This is a genomic window from Parabacteroides sp. APC149_11_2_Y6, from assembly GCF_054506995.1.
Genome location: NZ_CP173709.1, coordinates 3,711,369 through 3,726,454 on the forward strand (window position 1 = coordinate 3,711,369; position 15,086 = coordinate 3,726,454).

The 15,086-nt window shown below is 40.8% G+C and carries 18 protein-coding genes; 12 read left to right on the top strand and 6 right to left on the bottom strand.

Annotated elements, in window-relative coordinates:
* Genes ACGE0T_RS15420 through ACGE0T_RS15435 form a run of 4 tightly spaced genes read right to left on the bottom strand, consistent with a single transcriptional unit; the run spans window position 1 to window position 2,456 of the window.
* The gene (locus tag ACGE0T_RS15420; RefSeq protein WP_459187500.1) at window positions 1-585 is read right to left on the bottom strand and encodes a Maf-like protein; all 585 of its coding nucleotides are present in this window, start codon (window positions 583-585) and stop codon (window positions 1-3) included.
* Window positions 586-617: 32 nt separating this feature from the next.
* Window positions 618-1,139, bottom strand: a complete 522-nt coding sequence (locus ACGE0T_RS15425; protein WP_459187501.1) for a KdsC family phosphatase — start codon at window positions 1,137-1,139, stop codon at window positions 618-620.
* Window positions 1,132-1,899 (bottom strand): Rossmann-like and DUF2520 domain-containing protein, encoded by a 768-nt coding sequence (locus ACGE0T_RS15430; protein ID WP_459187502.1) that lies wholly within the window; start codon window positions 1,897-1,899, stop codon window positions 1,132-1,134. Before ACGE0T_RS15430 ends, ACGE0T_RS15425 begins: the two co-directional genes overlap by 8 nt.
* The gene (locus ACGE0T_RS15435) at window positions 1,896-2,456 is read right to left on the bottom strand and encodes a nitroreductase family protein (protein ID WP_459190487.1); all 561 of its coding nucleotides are present in this window, start codon (window positions 2,454-2,456) and stop codon (window positions 1,896-1,898) included. The genes ACGE0T_RS15430 and ACGE0T_RS15435 overlap by 4 nt, the downstream gene beginning before the upstream one ends.
* 325 nt (window positions 2,457-2,781) lie before the next feature.
* Between ACGE0T_RS15435 and mce the strand changes: the two genes are divergently transcribed.
* The 5 genes from mce to ACGE0T_RS15460 all read left to right on the top strand — a co-directional run bounded on the left by mce (window position 2,782) and on the right by ACGE0T_RS15460 (window position 7,436).
* Window positions 2,782-3,189, top strand: a complete 408-nt coding sequence (gene mce, locus ACGE0T_RS15440) for a methylmalonyl-CoA epimerase (protein WP_459187503.1) — start codon at window positions 2,782-2,784, stop codon at window positions 3,187-3,189.
* 134 nt (window positions 3,190-3,323) lie between these two features.
* Window positions 3,324-4,877 carry an acyl-CoA carboxylase subunit beta gene (locus ACGE0T_RS15445; protein ID WP_459187504.1) on the top strand — a complete coding sequence of 518 codons (1,554 nt, stop codon included), beginning with the start codon at window positions 3,324-3,326 and terminating at the stop codon, window positions 4,875-4,877.
* A 21-nt stretch (window positions 4,878-4,898) separates the two neighbouring features.
* Entirely contained in the window at window positions 4,899-5,789 is an 891-nt protein-coding gene (locus ACGE0T_RS15450) for an OadG family transporter subunit (protein ID WP_459187505.1), read from the top strand.
* An 18-nt stretch (window positions 5,790-5,807) separates the two neighbouring features.
* Window positions 5,808-6,239 (top strand): biotin/lipoyl-containing protein, encoded by a 432-nt coding sequence (locus tag ACGE0T_RS15455; RefSeq protein ID WP_459187506.1) that lies wholly within the window; start codon window positions 5,808-5,810, stop codon window positions 6,237-6,239.
* A 3-nt stretch (window positions 6,240-6,242) separates the two neighbouring features.
* Window positions 6,243-7,436 (top strand): sodium ion-translocating decarboxylase subunit beta, encoded by a 1,194-nt coding sequence (locus tag ACGE0T_RS15460; RefSeq protein ID WP_459187507.1) that lies wholly within the window; start codon window positions 6,243-6,245, stop codon window positions 7,434-7,436.
* Window positions 7,437-7,520: 84 nt separating this feature from the next.
* Here ACGE0T_RS15460 and ACGE0T_RS15465 read toward each other — a convergent pair whose 3' ends face one another.
* Window positions 7,521-7,661 carry a hypothetical protein gene (locus tag ACGE0T_RS15465; RefSeq protein WP_459187508.1) on the bottom strand — a complete coding sequence of 47 codons (141 nt, stop codon included), beginning with the start codon at window positions 7,659-7,661 and terminating at the stop codon, window positions 7,521-7,523.
* A gap of 147 nt (window positions 7,662-7,808) precedes the next feature.
* On the opposite strand from ACGE0T_RS15465, the gene ACGE0T_RS15470 reads away from it, so the two are divergent.
* Window positions 7,809-9,074, top strand: coding sequence for a histidine-type phosphatase (locus tag ACGE0T_RS15470; RefSeq protein ID WP_459187509.1), 1,266 nt, complete (start codon window positions 7,809-7,811; stop codon window positions 9,072-9,074).
* A 155-nt stretch (window positions 9,075-9,229) separates the two neighbouring features.
* On the opposite strand, the gene tsaB is transcribed toward ACGE0T_RS15470, so the two are convergent.
* Entirely contained in the window at window positions 9,230-9,925 is a 696-nt protein-coding gene (gene tsaB, locus ACGE0T_RS15475; RefSeq protein WP_459187510.1) for a tRNA (adenosine(37)-N6)-threonylcarbamoyltransferase complex dimerization subunit type 1 TsaB, read from the bottom strand.
* Window positions 9,926-10,027: 102 nt separating this feature from the next.
* On the opposite strand from tsaB, the gene ACGE0T_RS15480 reads away from it, so the two are divergent.
* The 6 genes from ACGE0T_RS15480 (at window position 10,028) to ACGE0T_RS15505 (ending at window position 15,060) form a co-directional block, all read left to right on the top strand.
* Window positions 10,028-10,900 carry a YicC/YloC family endoribonuclease gene (locus ACGE0T_RS15480; protein WP_459187511.1) on the top strand — a complete coding sequence of 291 codons (873 nt, stop codon included), beginning with the start codon at window positions 10,028-10,030 and terminating at the stop codon, window positions 10,898-10,900.
* Between the two features lies 1 nt (window position 10,901).
* Window positions 10,902-11,474: a guanylate kinase gene (gmk, locus tag ACGE0T_RS15485; protein WP_459187512.1), complete on the top strand. Its 573-nt coding sequence runs from the start codon at window positions 10,902-10,904 to the stop codon at window positions 11,472-11,474.
* Window positions 11,467-11,640, top strand: coding sequence for a hypothetical protein (locus tag ACGE0T_RS15490; protein ID WP_459187513.1), 174 nt, complete (start codon window positions 11,467-11,469; stop codon window positions 11,638-11,640). The genes gmk and ACGE0T_RS15490 overlap by 8 nt, the downstream gene beginning before the upstream one ends.
* Window positions 11,625-12,218, top strand: coding sequence for a nicotinate (nicotinamide) nucleotide adenylyltransferase (gene nadD / locus ACGE0T_RS15495; RefSeq protein WP_459187514.1), 594 nt, complete (start codon window positions 11,625-11,627; stop codon window positions 12,216-12,218). Before ACGE0T_RS15490 ends, nadD begins: the two co-directional genes overlap by 16 nt.
* Window positions 12,219-12,324: 106 nt before the next feature.
* A complete protein-coding gene (gene lysS, locus ACGE0T_RS15500) occupies window positions 12,325-14,055 on the top strand; it encodes a lysine--tRNA ligase (protein ID WP_459187515.1) in 1,731 nt (576 codons plus the stop codon).
* A 9-nt stretch (window positions 14,056-14,064) separates the two neighbouring features.
* Window positions 14,065-15,060, top strand: a complete 996-nt coding sequence (locus ACGE0T_RS15505) for an NAD(P)H-dependent glycerol-3-phosphate dehydrogenase (protein ID WP_459187516.1) — start codon at window positions 14,065-14,067, stop codon at window positions 15,058-15,060.
* Window positions 15,061-15,086: the final 26 nt, after the last annotated feature.

Sequence of the window (15,086 nt, forward strand, 5' to 3'; positions counted from 1 at the left end):
TTAGGGCCATTTCTTCAATTCCTGATACAACCGCTGTATAGGCAACCCCATAACATTATAAAAACTTCCGTTAATACTTTCTACTCCCACATAACCAATCCATTCCTGAATGCCGTAGCTACCCGCTTTATCAAACGGCTTGTATTTATCTACATAATACACGATCTCGTCATCATCCAGCTTACTGAATGAGACTGCCGAAAAAACACTGAAATCTATCTGCCTGTCTTTTGATGTAATACAAACCCCCGTAATAACTTCATGTACATGGTCGGACAATTTTTGTAACATGCTTATTGCACCGTCCCTATCCTTCGGCTTTCCTAAAATTTCCTCAAACGTCCAAACCACAGTGTCAGCCGTAATTAATAATTCATCATCAGCCATACTTGATTTATAAGCTTCGGCTTTCTTCCTTGCAATATAGGCCGGAACATCTTCTTCTTTTAAAACTGCCGGATAAGATTCATCAATATCCGTTATAATCCGTACCTCAAAATCTATATCTAATCCAGCCATTAATTCCTGGCGACGAGGAGAATTCGAACCTAATATGATTTTATATTTTTCCAGATTAGCAAGCATAGTCTTTCTATTTTAGTTTGTTATTTTTTTAATTACCAACCAAAAGCCTCATCACTCATCCAATGACCCTGAGCCTTCATTGTCTGCTCGATTACATCCCGGGCAATACCATCACCACCCTTCTTCAGGGAAATATATTTAGAAATAGCCTTTATCTCCGGAGCGGCATCTGCCGGAGCCACCGGTAATCCGACTATTTTCATCACTTCATAGTCCGGAATATCATCTCCGGCATAAAGCACCTCCTCCGGCTGTAAACCTGTTTTTTCCATGAAATCATTAAAATCATGTACTTTAATTGCACTCTTCATATAAATATGAGTGATTCCCAAACGGGAAAAGCGGATTTTTACGGCTTCCGTATATCCTCCGGTAATAATAGCAACCTGATACCCTTTTTTTACTGCCAGTTGCAGGGCATAACCATCTTTTATATTTACCGTGCGCATCGGATCGCCATCCGGATGCAAAGGGATTACTTCACCAGACAAAACACCGTCTACATCAAAGACAAACGCTTTTATTTTCTTTAAATCATAATTAATACTACTCATGTCGGGATTCTTTATGGATACTCTGGCTGATTAGTTGGTACAGAGACCGCATATCCGGGTCGGACAACATCGCCAGATGTTTGTTAATAACATTCTCATCGTAACGTATCGCCGGACCGGTTTGAGCTTTACCAGGCGACATTATATGTATTTTCGCTGCAGTTTCATCTATTAAAGGCAATAACACATCCGCAGGTATATCATGTTCTTCCAGTAACTTATCTGCCAAATTATAAATATGGTTGGTAAAATTACAAGCAAAAACAGCGGAAAGATGTAGATACTGCCTCTTCTCCGAAGACAAAAAACGGACATTTCCAGAAATTGTTTTAGCAACTTCTTCCAAAACATGACCTACATCCGGCAAATTCGCTTCCAGGAAAAATGGAATAACAGAAAAGTCAACTGCACGTTCCTTACTAAATGTTTGTAGCGGATAAAGCACACCATAGTGAGATGTATATCCTTTAAAGATATCCAATGGCATACTGCCTGCCGTATGTACCCATATGCCATTATTGGGTCTCACCCGAGAAATAACTTCCGGCAAAACGGCATCTTTCAATGAGAATACATATAAATCAGCCTCAGATGAAATATCTTCCGGAACAATAGTCCACCGGCACCCCAATTTATCCGCTAATAACGAAGCATTTTCCGGAGTATGACTATATACCTGCAAGATATTCATTCCCGCAGCAGACATTTCCAGAGACAAACGCGTCGCCAGATTCCCTGCCCCTATAAAAACAACTTTCATGCTTCTTCTTTTTTCTCTTCTACCGGCATCCTGTAAGAACCAATATGTATCTTTTCCCATTGTAGACGGGATTCATCGAAAGGTTTGCGTTCTTGCTCCTTATAGCCAAATCCTATAATGGAAAGGACATCTAATTGATAAGGAATATTCAGTAAATCACGAACATACTGATTCGTATCCATATCATCTTCCGTAAACCGGTTGCGTATCTGGCACCAACAACTGCCTAAGCCTAATTCTTCCGCTTGTAACTGCATATAAATGGAAGCTATTGAAGCATCTTCCACCCAAACATCGCTCTCCATCACATTAGCAAGCACAACTACAGCCAAGGCACAGCCTTCCAGAAAAGCAGCTCCATGTTTTTTGCACGCAGCCAACTTCGCCAGCATTTCCTTATCTTCAATCACGACAAACTGCCAGGGATTCTTATTTTTTGAAGAAGGAGCCATCAAGGCTGCTTTCAATATCGTTTCAACTTGCTCGGGCTTAAGCAACTCATCCGTAAACTTGCGAGTACTTCTTCGCGTTTTTATCAATGAAGCAAAACTTTCCATTATCATTTCATTATTTTAAATTCATATTGCTGTGACTCAAAATCAGATCCAATCCTTTTACTTACCGACAAAGATAAATATTTTTCCCTTAGTGAAAACCGGATTATTAAGTTAGCGCATGATTATCGAAGTGGTTCTACACCATTGAGATATTAATATTTCAACACAAGTCTTGCCCACAACTCCGGTAACACTCCAAATGTAGGAATAATATAGATAAAATCATGCTGATAAATATTAATGAATTATTTCTTCATTAATAAAAAGAATGTACCTTTGCCATCATAGAACAAAAAACAAGATTAATTACTAAATTATTATTGACATGGAACTTACACATATCGAACATCTGGGTATTGCAGTTAAAAGCATCGAAGCTTGCCTGCCATACTATGAAGGAGTTTTGGGTTTAAAATGCTATAACATCGAAGAAGTAGCCGACCAGAAAGTTAAAACAGCTTTCTTCAAAGTCGGTCAAACTAAAATTGAATTACTGGAACCGACAAGCCCTGATAGCACGATTGCTAAATTCATTGAAAAAAAGGGTGAAGGTATCCACCATATCGCATTCGCAGTTCCTTCCGTTCAGGAAGCTTTAGATGAAGCCGCATCCAAAGGCATTCAGCTCATTGACAAAGCTCCGCGTGGTGGTGCAGAAGGTTTAAACATAGCATTCCTGCATCCGAAATCTACATGCAGCGTATTGACCGAGCTCTGCATGCCTGGTAAATAATAATTCAGTTGACAGTTAACAAGTGACAGTTGACAGTTTTCAGGTTTTCTTACCTGCCGACTGTCAATTGTCACTTATCAATTGTTAATTGTCAGTTATAAATAGTTCATTTCTAACAACAAATCAAAAATACAATGAGTAACCAACTTGAAAAAGTAAAGGAGCTTATCGCCCTTCGTGAAACAGCTCGCTTGGGTGGTGGGGAAAAAAGAATTGAATCACAGCACAAAAAAGGGAAGTACACAGCCCGTGAACGTATCGCCATGTTGCTGGATGAAGGTAGTTTTGAAGAATTCGATATGTTCGTACAACACCGTTGTACAAATTTCGGTATCGAAAAAACAAAATTCCTGGGTGACGGTATCGTAACCGGTTATGGTACAATTGACGGCCGTCTGGTTTATATTTTTGCACAAGACTTTACCGTATTCGGTGGCGCGTTGTCCGAAGCTTTAGCTATGAAGATTTGCAAAGTAATGGATCAAGCCATGAAGATGGGTGCTCCGGTTATCGGATTGAACGACTCCGGTGGTGCACGTATCCAGGAAGGTGTAAACGCTTTGGCCGGTTATGCTGAAATATTCCAGCGCAATATCCTTGCTTCGGGCGTTATCCCACAAATTTCAGGAATCTTTGGTCCTTGTGCCGGTGGTGCTGTTTATTCTCCTGCTTTAACAGACTTCAACATCATGACACGTGGTACCAGCTATATGTTCCTGACTGGTCCGAAAGTAGTAAAAACAGTGACAGGCGAAGACGTAACCCAGGAAGAACTGGGCGGTGCAAGCGTACATACCACAAAATCCGGTGTTGCACATTTCGCTGTTGACACAGAAGAAGAAGGTTTGCAGCTTATCCGCAAATTGATCAGCTTCCTGCCTCAGAACAATTTAGAAGAAACCCCTCTAGTAGAGTGTAAAGATCCGATCGACCGTCTGGACGACGTATTGAATGAAATCATTCCGGATAATGCCAACCAGTCATATGACATGTACGAAGTTATCGGTACAATTGTCGACAACAACGAATTCCTTGAAGTACATGCAGACTATGCTAAAAATATTATCGTAGGTTTTGCTCGTTTCAACGGCCAGTCTGTTGGTATCGTAGCTAACCAGCCAAAAGTAATGGCAGGATGTCTGGACAGCAATGCTTCACGTAAAGCCGGTCGTTTCGTTCGCTTCTGCGATGCATTTAATATTCCTTTGGTAACATTAGTTGACGTACCGGGATTCCTTCCGGGTACAGGTCAGGAATACAATGGTGTCATCCTGCATGGTGCTAAATTGCTTTATGCTTACGGAGAAGCTACCGTACCTAAGATTACTGTAACATTACGTAAATCTTACGGTGGTGCTTATTGTGTGATGAGTTCCAAACACCTGCGTGGTGACATGAACTATGCATGGCCAACTGCAGAAATCGCAGTTATGGGTCCGAGCGGTGCTGTTGAAGTTATCTTTGCAAAAGAAGTTGCAGCTTCCGAAGATCCGGCTAAAGCAGCCGCTGAAAAAGAAGCGGAATACAAGAAAGCATTTGCTAATCCGTACAACGCAGCACAATACGGTTATATCGATGATGTTATCGAACCACGTAATACTCGTTTCCGTATCATCCGCGCATTACAGCAATTGCAAACTAAGAAATTAAGCAATCCTGCTAAGAAACATGACAATCTGCCTTTATAATTCTTAAAACAGGAAATGAATATGATTAATAAAAAAATTGGAGTATTGTTACTGTTCGTTTTGCTCGTTTCATTCGGAGCAAAGGCACAGCGTGCAACCTCCATGCGCATAAATGAAGTGCTGGTCATCAACGACGATAATTTTGTTGATGACTATGGCAAACGCCATCCCTGGATAGAATTATATAATACTTCTGCCGGTTCGGTTAATATTGCCGGATGCTATTTGACAAACGACAAAAACAATCCGACCAAATATCCGATTCCCAAGGGAGACGTATTAACAATAATCCCTCCCCGTCAACACGTTTTATTCTGGGCTGACGGAGAAGCTATCCGTGGTAATTTCCATGTAAATTTCACTTTAGATCCATCTAAAGAAAATTACATAGCTTTATATGATGCTGATGGAAAGACTCTTATTGATGAGATTACCATTCCGGCCGGACAGAAACCGGATATTAGTTTCGGTAGAGTAGAAGACGGAAAAGAAGCATGGGCTGAACTCACAAAAGTAACTCCAAGTACAAACAACCTGACTTTGGATTCTAACGAGAAGATTGAAAACTTTAAAAGAAATGACGCTATTGGTATCGGTATGACACTGACTGCAATGGCTGTTGTATTCTTAGGACTGTTCCTTCTGTTTATTATCTTTAAACAAGTTGGTAAGTTTGCCGTTGCGGCAAGCAAACGTAATGCACAAAAAGCTGCCGGCACAACTACTGTATCTGCCGGTACAGGTGAAGAATCCGGAGAAATCTTTGCAGCTATTGCTTCTGCATTGTATGAAATGAGCGACGACAACCATGACGTGGAAAACACAGTTATTACAATCCGCAAGGTTGCCCGTACTTATTCTCCATGGAGTTCTAAGATCTATGGCTTACGTGATGTTCCCCAAAAGAAATAATACTAAAAACAAAGAAGAATGAAAAGTTTTAAATATACCATCAACGGTAACGTATATAAAGTACATATCAATTCAGTTGTTGATGATATCGCCGAAGTAGAAGTAAACGGTACTCCCTATCAGGTTAAAATGGAAAAACCGGCAAAAAAACAAATGGTTACATTAAAACGTCCGGCTCAGGCTCCGACAACGGCTACCGGCGAACCTGTTGTTACACGCCAGGCTGCTCCAACGACTCAGGGTGCTGTGAAAACTCCGCTTCCAGGCGTAATCCTGCAAGTTAAATGTAATGTAGGTGACACCGTGAAGAGAGGTCAGACATTGATTATTCTTGAAGCCATGAAAATGGAAAACAATATCAATGCAGACCGTGACGGTAAGATTATAGAAATTAAGGTACATAAAGGAGATTCAGTACTGGAAGGTGCAGATCTCGTCGTAATCGGATAAATTATGTTAGGATCAGTACTATTACAAGCAGCAGGAGCACAGGAAAGTTTTTTATCGTTTTTAGGTGAAAATCTACAGTTGTTCCTTACGTATACAGGTGTATATAATGCAACACCCGGTCATATCATTATGATATTGGTTGGTTTGCTTTTTATATTCCTGGCGATAAAATATGAGTTTGAACCTATGCTCCTTATCCCTATCGGTTTCGGTATCCTGATTGGTAATATTCCATTCAAAGATGCAGGGCTACAGGTTGGTATTTACGAGCAAGGGTCCGTACTGAACATCCTCTATCAGGGTGTAACCTCCGGATGGTATCCGCCATTGATATTCCTCGGCATCGGGGCTATGACCGACTTCTCGGCTTTGATATCCAATCCAAAGTTGATGTTGATCGGTGCTGCTGCCCAGTTCGGTATTTTTGGTGCATATATCATTGCTCTTCAGATGGGATTCGAACCGAACCAGGCTGGTGCTATCGGTATTATCGGTGGTGCCGATGGTCCGACAGCTATCTTCCTTTCATCCAAACTGGCTCCTAACCTGATGGGTGCGATTGCGGTATCTGCCTATTCATACATGGCATTGGTACCTATTATCCAGCCTCCGTTTATGAGACTGCTTACAACAAAGAAAGAACGTTTAATCCGGATGAAACCGCCGAGAGCTGTTTCTTCAACAGAAAAGATTATCTTCCCGATTGTCGGTCTGTTGCTGACTTGCTTTCTGGTTCCTTCCGGTCTGCCTTTATTGGGTATGTTATTCTTCGGTAACCTATTGAAAGAAAGTGGCGTGACTCGTCGTCTGGCTGAAACAGCCCGTGGCCCGCTGATCGATACAATCACAATCCTGTTAGGTATAACCGTGGGTGCTTCTACGCAGGCTACACAGTTCCTGACACTGAACTCTGTAAAGATTTTCGCATTAGGAGCTTTGTCTTTCGTTATCGCAACATGTGCCGGTGTATTATTCGTTAAGGCATTCAACCTGATATTGAAAGAGGGTAACAAAATTAACCCGCTTATCGGTAACGCCGGTGTATCTGCAGTGCCCGACTCTGCACGTATCTCTCAAATTGTAGGTTTGGAATATGACCCGACCAACTATTTGCTGATGCATGCTATGGGGCCGAACGTAGCAGGTGTAATCGGTTCTGCTGTTGCAGCCGGTATCTTGTTAGGATTCCTAGGATAAAATAATTAACAGTTGACAGTTGACAGTTAGCAAGTATAAAGAATTTCTTTACTTGTCAACTGTCACTTGTCAACTGTCAACTGTTTATACGTTTTGCTCAATTGTCATTGGATCCGTTTCAGGATTGGAAACTTCCTCCAATGTCGTACCCACGAATAACCAAATCATTAACAAGACAATTGCCACAATCACTCCGATAATCAGCCATACATTTTTCTTTTTCATATTGCTCCGATGTTATTTTGTATTCTACTTTTATGGAAACAGAACAGAGAAACTATTTTATTTGTTTAATTATCCATCCTGTTACCTTCATTTTCTTTAAATTGAGTAATTTTGACCGAACTCTATTATTGACTAAATATAAAGCCTATGAAACGTTTCATGTTCTTAGCCCTTATTTGCTGTCTGGCATTTAATGCTTTTGCACAAACAGCCAAAGAAGATATTACTGCTGATATCCGCCGTTCGGCAAGTAATTATTACGCATATCCGGCCCCAACAGGAAAACAGACATCGCCCCCTAAAGGATACGAACCCTTCTATTTAAGCCATTATGCTCGCCATGGTTCCCGTTACCTGATTAACCCGAAAGATTACGAAAAACCGTTAAGTACCATGCGTGACGCTGAACAAAACAACGTACTTACCCCGCTTGGTAAACAAGTCCTTAACGTACTCGACAGCATCGCAGGAATGGCTGAAAAAAGATATGGCGAACTCACCCCATTGGGAGCACGCCAGCACAGAGGCATAGCCGAAAGGATGTACAAGAATTATCCGGAAGTTTTCCGCGGAGAAGCCAATATAGACGCACGTTCCACAGTCGTTATCCGCTGTATTCTTTCCATGACTGCCGAATGTCTGCAATTACAATCTATGAACCCGAAACTGCAAATCAAAAACGATGCCAGTTACCATGATATGGATTACATGAATTACGGAGACGAACAGTTCAGTAACATACGCAAATCGGATGAAATAAAAACAGCAATAAAAGACTTCAGGACAGCACATCTTCATCCGGAACGTTTAATGGGTTCCCTTTTTAATAATGCAGACTATGTAAAATGGAAAATAAACGAAGATGAACTAATGAGTTCCCTCTTCAAATTGGCAAGTAACATGCAAAGCCACGACACAAGTCTCGATCTCTATCCTATTTTCACAAAAGAAGAATGTTATAACTTATGGCTGATTGAAAATTACAATTGGTATCTCTCCTATGGGCCATCCCCTCTAAATAAAGGCAAAATGCCCTATTTAGAAGCTAATCTGCTAAAGAACATACTGGATACGGCAGATACCTGCATTGTAAAAAAAGAGAATAGTGCAACTTTGCGTTTCGGTCATGAAGTTTGTGTACTGCCTCTTGCCTGCCTTCTGGAACTGGGAGATTGCGGATACCAAACAAATAATGCAGATAAAGTAGCCGATTTTTGGCGTAACCACCAAATCTTCCCGATGGCATCTAATATCCAGTTTGTTTTCTTCCGAAAAAAAGGCAACGATGACATCCTTGTAAAAGTCATGCTGAATGAAAACGAAATGAAACTTCCGGTCAGAAGTGATATCGCCCCTTATTACCACTGGAAAGATGTTGAAAGTTATTACAGGAATAAATTGGCAGCATTCTGACAAATACTAAGAAGTAGGAGGGGTACTTTCAAAACATAGGTGTTTTGCATTCAAAGCATATATGTTTTGCATTTAAAACACCTATGTTTTGAAAGTGTTGTTTTTTGAATAAAAAAACTTCGTATTACAAATCTTTATATACTAATATCAGTTGTTTATCCCAGCACCTTATTCTTCGCAATCGTAGCCTGGAACTCCTTCAGGTAGAACGGTTCGAAATAAGCTACATTTTCTAATTTTCCTTCGGCGAAAGCGTTTTCTGATAAAGGTATCATATTGACTGCCAACGGATGAATATCATCTATAAAAACAGCATTTTCGGAAGAAATAACTTCTTTGCATTTGGCTGCTCCGTTTCCGAAGAAACAAACTTTACCTTTTTCCAAATAAGAAGCATAGGTATCGACATCTACAATATCTGCCGATGTTTCACGAACGATATTTAGATTGGCATCGTAAATCGCTGCATAAACTTCCATACGGCGGGCATCCAACATAGAACAATAAAGACAATCTTCATCTCCCCCATTCCGTTTAATTGCCGTAGCTGCCATTATATCCAGAGTATGTATCCCTATCAATGGAATATCATAACCAAAACATAAACCTTTCGCAACAGACACACCTATACGTAAACCGGTATATGACCCCGGACCGCTGCTCACTGCAATTGCATCCGGTTTTCGACCTTGCTCTTTCAATGCGGAAAGAGCTTCTTCTACAAATACACCTAATAATGCAGCATGTGAAGGACCTTCGAAAGAAGCCTTCTCAAACACGACCTTTCCTTTGTCGGATAAAGCAACGGAACAAACGGAAGTGGATGTTTCTATATTTAAAATACAAGCCATACGTTTAATTAAATTACGGCGACAAATGTACATCATTTTTATCTATCTGTATCGGCTTTCTGGAATTATCATGTATATTTGCAAATCTAATTAATTGGGACAATGATACAATCAATGACTGGTTTCGGTAAAGTTACCGCCGAACTTCCGTCAAAAAAGGTAACTATAGAAATAAAGGCATTAAACAGCAAGCAACTTGACCTCTCCACCCGTATACCATCTATTTACAGAGATAAAGAGATGCAAATACGGAGTATGTTACTGCAAAAGCTGGAAAGAGGGAAAGTCGAATTCAATATATTTATCGAATATATAGGCAAAGATACCCCTACTCAAATTAATCAGTCAGCCTTCGAAAGTTACTATTCACAGATAAAAGACCTTGCGGGCAAACTGGATATTTCCCTTCCTGCCGACTGGTTCCAGACATTACTCCGTATGCCGGACGTAATCAAGACAGAAATACAGGAAGCAGACGAAACAGAATGGGAAACAGTAAAAAAAGCAATAGCCGAAGCCGTACAGCATCTCTGTGATTTCCGTATCCAGGAAGGAGCTATGCTGCAAAAACTTTTCGAACAGAAAATTGCAAACATAGCCCGCTTATTGTCCGAAGTGGAAGTATACGAAAAAGAACGTATCGAAAAAATCAAAGCCCGTATTACCGATAACCTGGAAAAGGTTGCAGGGCAAGATTATGACAAGAACCGCTTCGAACAGGAAATGATTTACTATATCGAAAAATTGGATATCAATGAAGAAAAAAACCGTCTGGATAACCATTTGAAATATTTTATCAGTACAATAGAAGCAGGTAAGGGACAAGGTAAAAAGCTTGGTTTCATTGCCCAGGAAATAGGAAGGGAAATCAATACCTTAGGCTCAAAAAGCAACCATGCAGAGATGCAAAAGATTGTCGTACAGATGAAAGACGAATTGGAACAAATCAAAGAACAAGTATTAAACGTATTATAATATGGCTGGTAAACTCATTATTTTTTCTGCCCCCTCAGGTTCGGGCAAATCAACCATTATCAACTATTTACTAAAACAGAACCTGAACCTGCATTTCTCTATCTCGGCTACCAGCCGTGCCCCGCGTGGAGAAGAAAAAGATGGAGTGGAATATTACTTCCTTACTCCTGACGAATTCCGCAAACGAATAGCTGCCGATGAATTTCTGGAATATGAAGAAGTTTATACCGACAAGTTCTACGGAACATTGAAAAGCGAAGTTGAACGGATTCTGAATGCAGGGAATAACGTCATTTTTGATGTCGATGTCGTAGGCGGTTGCAATATAAAAAAATACTACGGCAACCGTGCTTTGTCTGTATTTATCCAGCCTCCGTGCATAACCGATCTCCGCAAACGTTTGGAAGGACGCGGAACGGATGCTCCGGAAGTTATCGACAGCCGTATTGCAAAAGCAGAATATGAATTGTCGTTTGCCGATAAATTCGATATCATCGTTATTAACGATATACTGGAAAAAGCCCAGGAAGAAGCACTTCGTATAATCAAAGCTTTTTTAGAAAAAGATGAATAACGGACAACTATCGCGTAAATGGTTATATACATTTATCATTATAGCTATTGCGGCGCTTATAACAGGTATTATCAGTCTATATTATAAAGAATATATGATTGCGACAGGTATGGGACTTGTTCTGGGAGCTCAGGTGTTTAATATCGTCAAATGGAAAAAGCAGTAACAAAGATTACCCATAAACTGAAAACAGGGATTTATTCCGGTTCATTCAACCCTATCCACATCGGTCATTTGGCATTAGCTAACTGGCTATGTGAATTTGGAGGGATGGACGAAATTTGGTTTCTGGTCACTCCGCACAATCCACTGAAAAAACGCGACGAACTAATGGACGACAACCTCCGTTACCAAATGGTGAAAGCTGCCGTCGGCGATTATTCCAAATTTAAGGCAAGCGACTTTGAGTTTAACTTGCCAAAACCCACTTATACCATTACCACGTTGCGATCATTGCAACAAGCCTATCCCGACCGGGACTTTCATCTAATTATCGGAGCTGATAATTGGGCATCCATCGAACAATGGAAAGACTATCAGGCATTACTCTCCGAATTTCCAATATTGATCTATCCCCGCAAAGGATTCGATATCCGGATACTGGAACACTATTCTCATATCCGGCAGGTAGATGCCCCTTTGATCGAAATATCTTCCACATTCATCCGTCAGGCCCTCAATACAGGAAAGGATGTCCGCTTTTTCATTCCGGAAGCCATCCGCAAAACACTTCTTGCCGAGTAAAACCTACTCTTTTACATACGTTTCCCGCAAAGTAGCACTCGTTTTTAAGTAATAAGTATGAAAAGTTTTTGTACTTTTGCGCCGTATTATACAAAATAATAGCATAATGAATCTATTAGAACTGAGTGAACAGGAAATCATAAGACGTAACAGCATGGAGCAGTTACGCCAGATGGGGATAGAACCTTATCCCGCAGCAGAGTATGTAACAAATGCATTTTCCAAAGAGATAAAAGAAAACTTTAAAGACGATGCAGAGCCCCGTCCCGTTAGTATAGCCGGCCGTATCATGAGCCGCCGTATCATGGGTAAGGCTTCTTTCATGGAGTTACAGGATTCAGAAGGCAGGATACAGATATATATTTCACGTGATGACATCTGCCCGGGTGAAGACAAAGAATTATACAATACCGTTTTCAAGAAATTGCTTGATATCGGGGACTTTGTCGGAATCAAAGGATATGTATTCCGCACACAAATGGGCGAAATATCTGTTCATGCACAAGAACTGACAGTATTATCCAAATCACTCAGACCGCTCCCGATAGTAAAATACAAAGATGGCGTTGCTTATGACGGATTTAATGATCCCGAATTACGTTACCGCCAACGTTATGTTGACTTGGCCGTCAACGAAGGCGTAAAAGATATCTTTGTAAAACGCACAAAGATATTCAACTCAATGCGTAATTTCTTTAATGAACGCGGTTATCTGGAAGTAGATACCCCGGTATTGCAAAGCATCCCCGGCGGAGCTTCGGCACGTCCGTTCATTACTCATCATAATGCATTGGATATTCCTTTATATCTGCGTATTGCAAACGAATTGTATCTGAAACGTCTGATTGTGGGAGGTTTCGAAGGTGTTTACGAATTTAGCCGTAACTTCCGTAACGAAGGTATGGACCGTACACATAACCCGGAATTTACCGCAATGGAGATTTATGTTTCCTACAAAGATTACAACTGGATGATGAACTTCACCGAACAAATGCTGGAACGTATTTGTATGGATGTACTGGGTACCACCAAAGTAATATATAACGGTCAGGAAATCGATTTCAAAGCTCCTTACAAACGTATCTCAATGATCGATTCCATCAAAGAAAATACGGGTATCGACATTAGCGGTATGAATGAAGACCAGTTGCGTGATGTTTGCCGCCAGTTAGGTGTTGAACAGGACGAAACAATGGGTAAAGGCAAACTGATTGACGAAATCTTCGGCGAAAAATGTGAAGGCAACTATATACAGCCTACTTTCATCACTGATTATCCTAAAGAAATGTCTCCGTTGACCAAGAAACACCGTGACAATCCGGAACTGACCGAACGTTTCGAATTAATGGTCTGTGGAAAAGAAATAGCGAATGCTTATTCAGAATTGAATGACCCGATCGACCAGCGCGAACGTTTCATGGAACAGCTTCGCCTTTCTGAAAAGGGAGATGATGAAGCCATGTTCATCGACCAGGATTTCTTGCGTGCTTTGGAATACGGTATGCCTCCGACAAGCGGTATGGGTATTGGTATGGACCGCTTGGTCATGTACCTGACCGGTCAAACAACAATCCAGGAAGTATTGTTCTTCCCTCAAATGCGTCCTGAAAAAACAATAAAGAAGGATTCTGCTGAAAAATATGTAGCTTTGGGTATTGATGAAGCATGGGTTCCCGCCCTGCAGAAAGCCGGATATGTAACAGTGGATACACTGGTTGATGCAAATCCGAACAAACTGAGACAGGAACTTTGTGAAATGAATAAAAAATACAAACTGGAATTGCAAAATCCGGCCGCCGAAGTAGTGGAAGCATGGATTGCAAACGCAGCCAAATAAGGGAATACTATGAATATACCCGGTAAAATTGCAATAATGGGAGGTGGTAGCTGGGCTACCGCCTTAGCCAAAATTGTTCTTTCTACACAAGATAGCATCAACTGGTATATGCGCCGTTCGGACCAGGTTGACGAATTTCTGGCAACAGGGCACAATCCCAGCTATCTGTCTGCAGTAAAGTTTGACGTTAATAAAATCAAATTCTATACAGATATAAACGAAGTAATCCAGGATTCGGATACTTTGATTTTTGCCACACCCTCTCCTTTCCTGAAACAGCATTTAATGAAGGTCAGTACCCCGATGGATGATAAATTTATTATCTCTGCCATTAAAGGTATTGTACCGGATGAAAACATGCTGGTCGCAGATTATTTTGCTGAATACTATCATGTTCCTATCGATAATATCGCAGTTATCGGCGGTCCCTGCCACGCAGAAGAAGTAGCATTGGAACGCTTATCTTATATAACAATTGCATGCCCTGATATCGAACATGCCAAAGCGGTTTCCCCGGTATTCAAAAATAAATATCTGAAAAATTATTGTTGTAAAGACGTAACCGGTATTGAATATGCATCCGTTTTGAAGAATGTATACGCTATTGTCGCAGGTATTTGTCACGGTATGAAATACGGAGACAATTTCCTCGCTGTCTTTATCTGCAATGCCATAGAAGAAATGCGTAATTTCCTGGATGCCGTACATGCATTGGACAGAGATGTTACCGACTCGGTTTATCTTGGCGATTTACTGGTTACAGCCTATTCCCGCTTCAGCCGCAACCGGACATTCGGAACAATGATAGGAAAGGGATACTCAGTAAAAATAGCCCAACTGGAAATGGAAATGATTGCGGAAGGCTATTACGGAACCAAATGTATCTACGAAATCAACGAAAAATATAAAGTAAACATGCCGATTGTGGATGCTTTATATGGAATCCTGTATGAAAAGAAATCGCCGACTACCGTTATCCGGCAGTTGACCGAAACGTTTAAATAACATAAGGGGTATACGCCCCTTTTAAT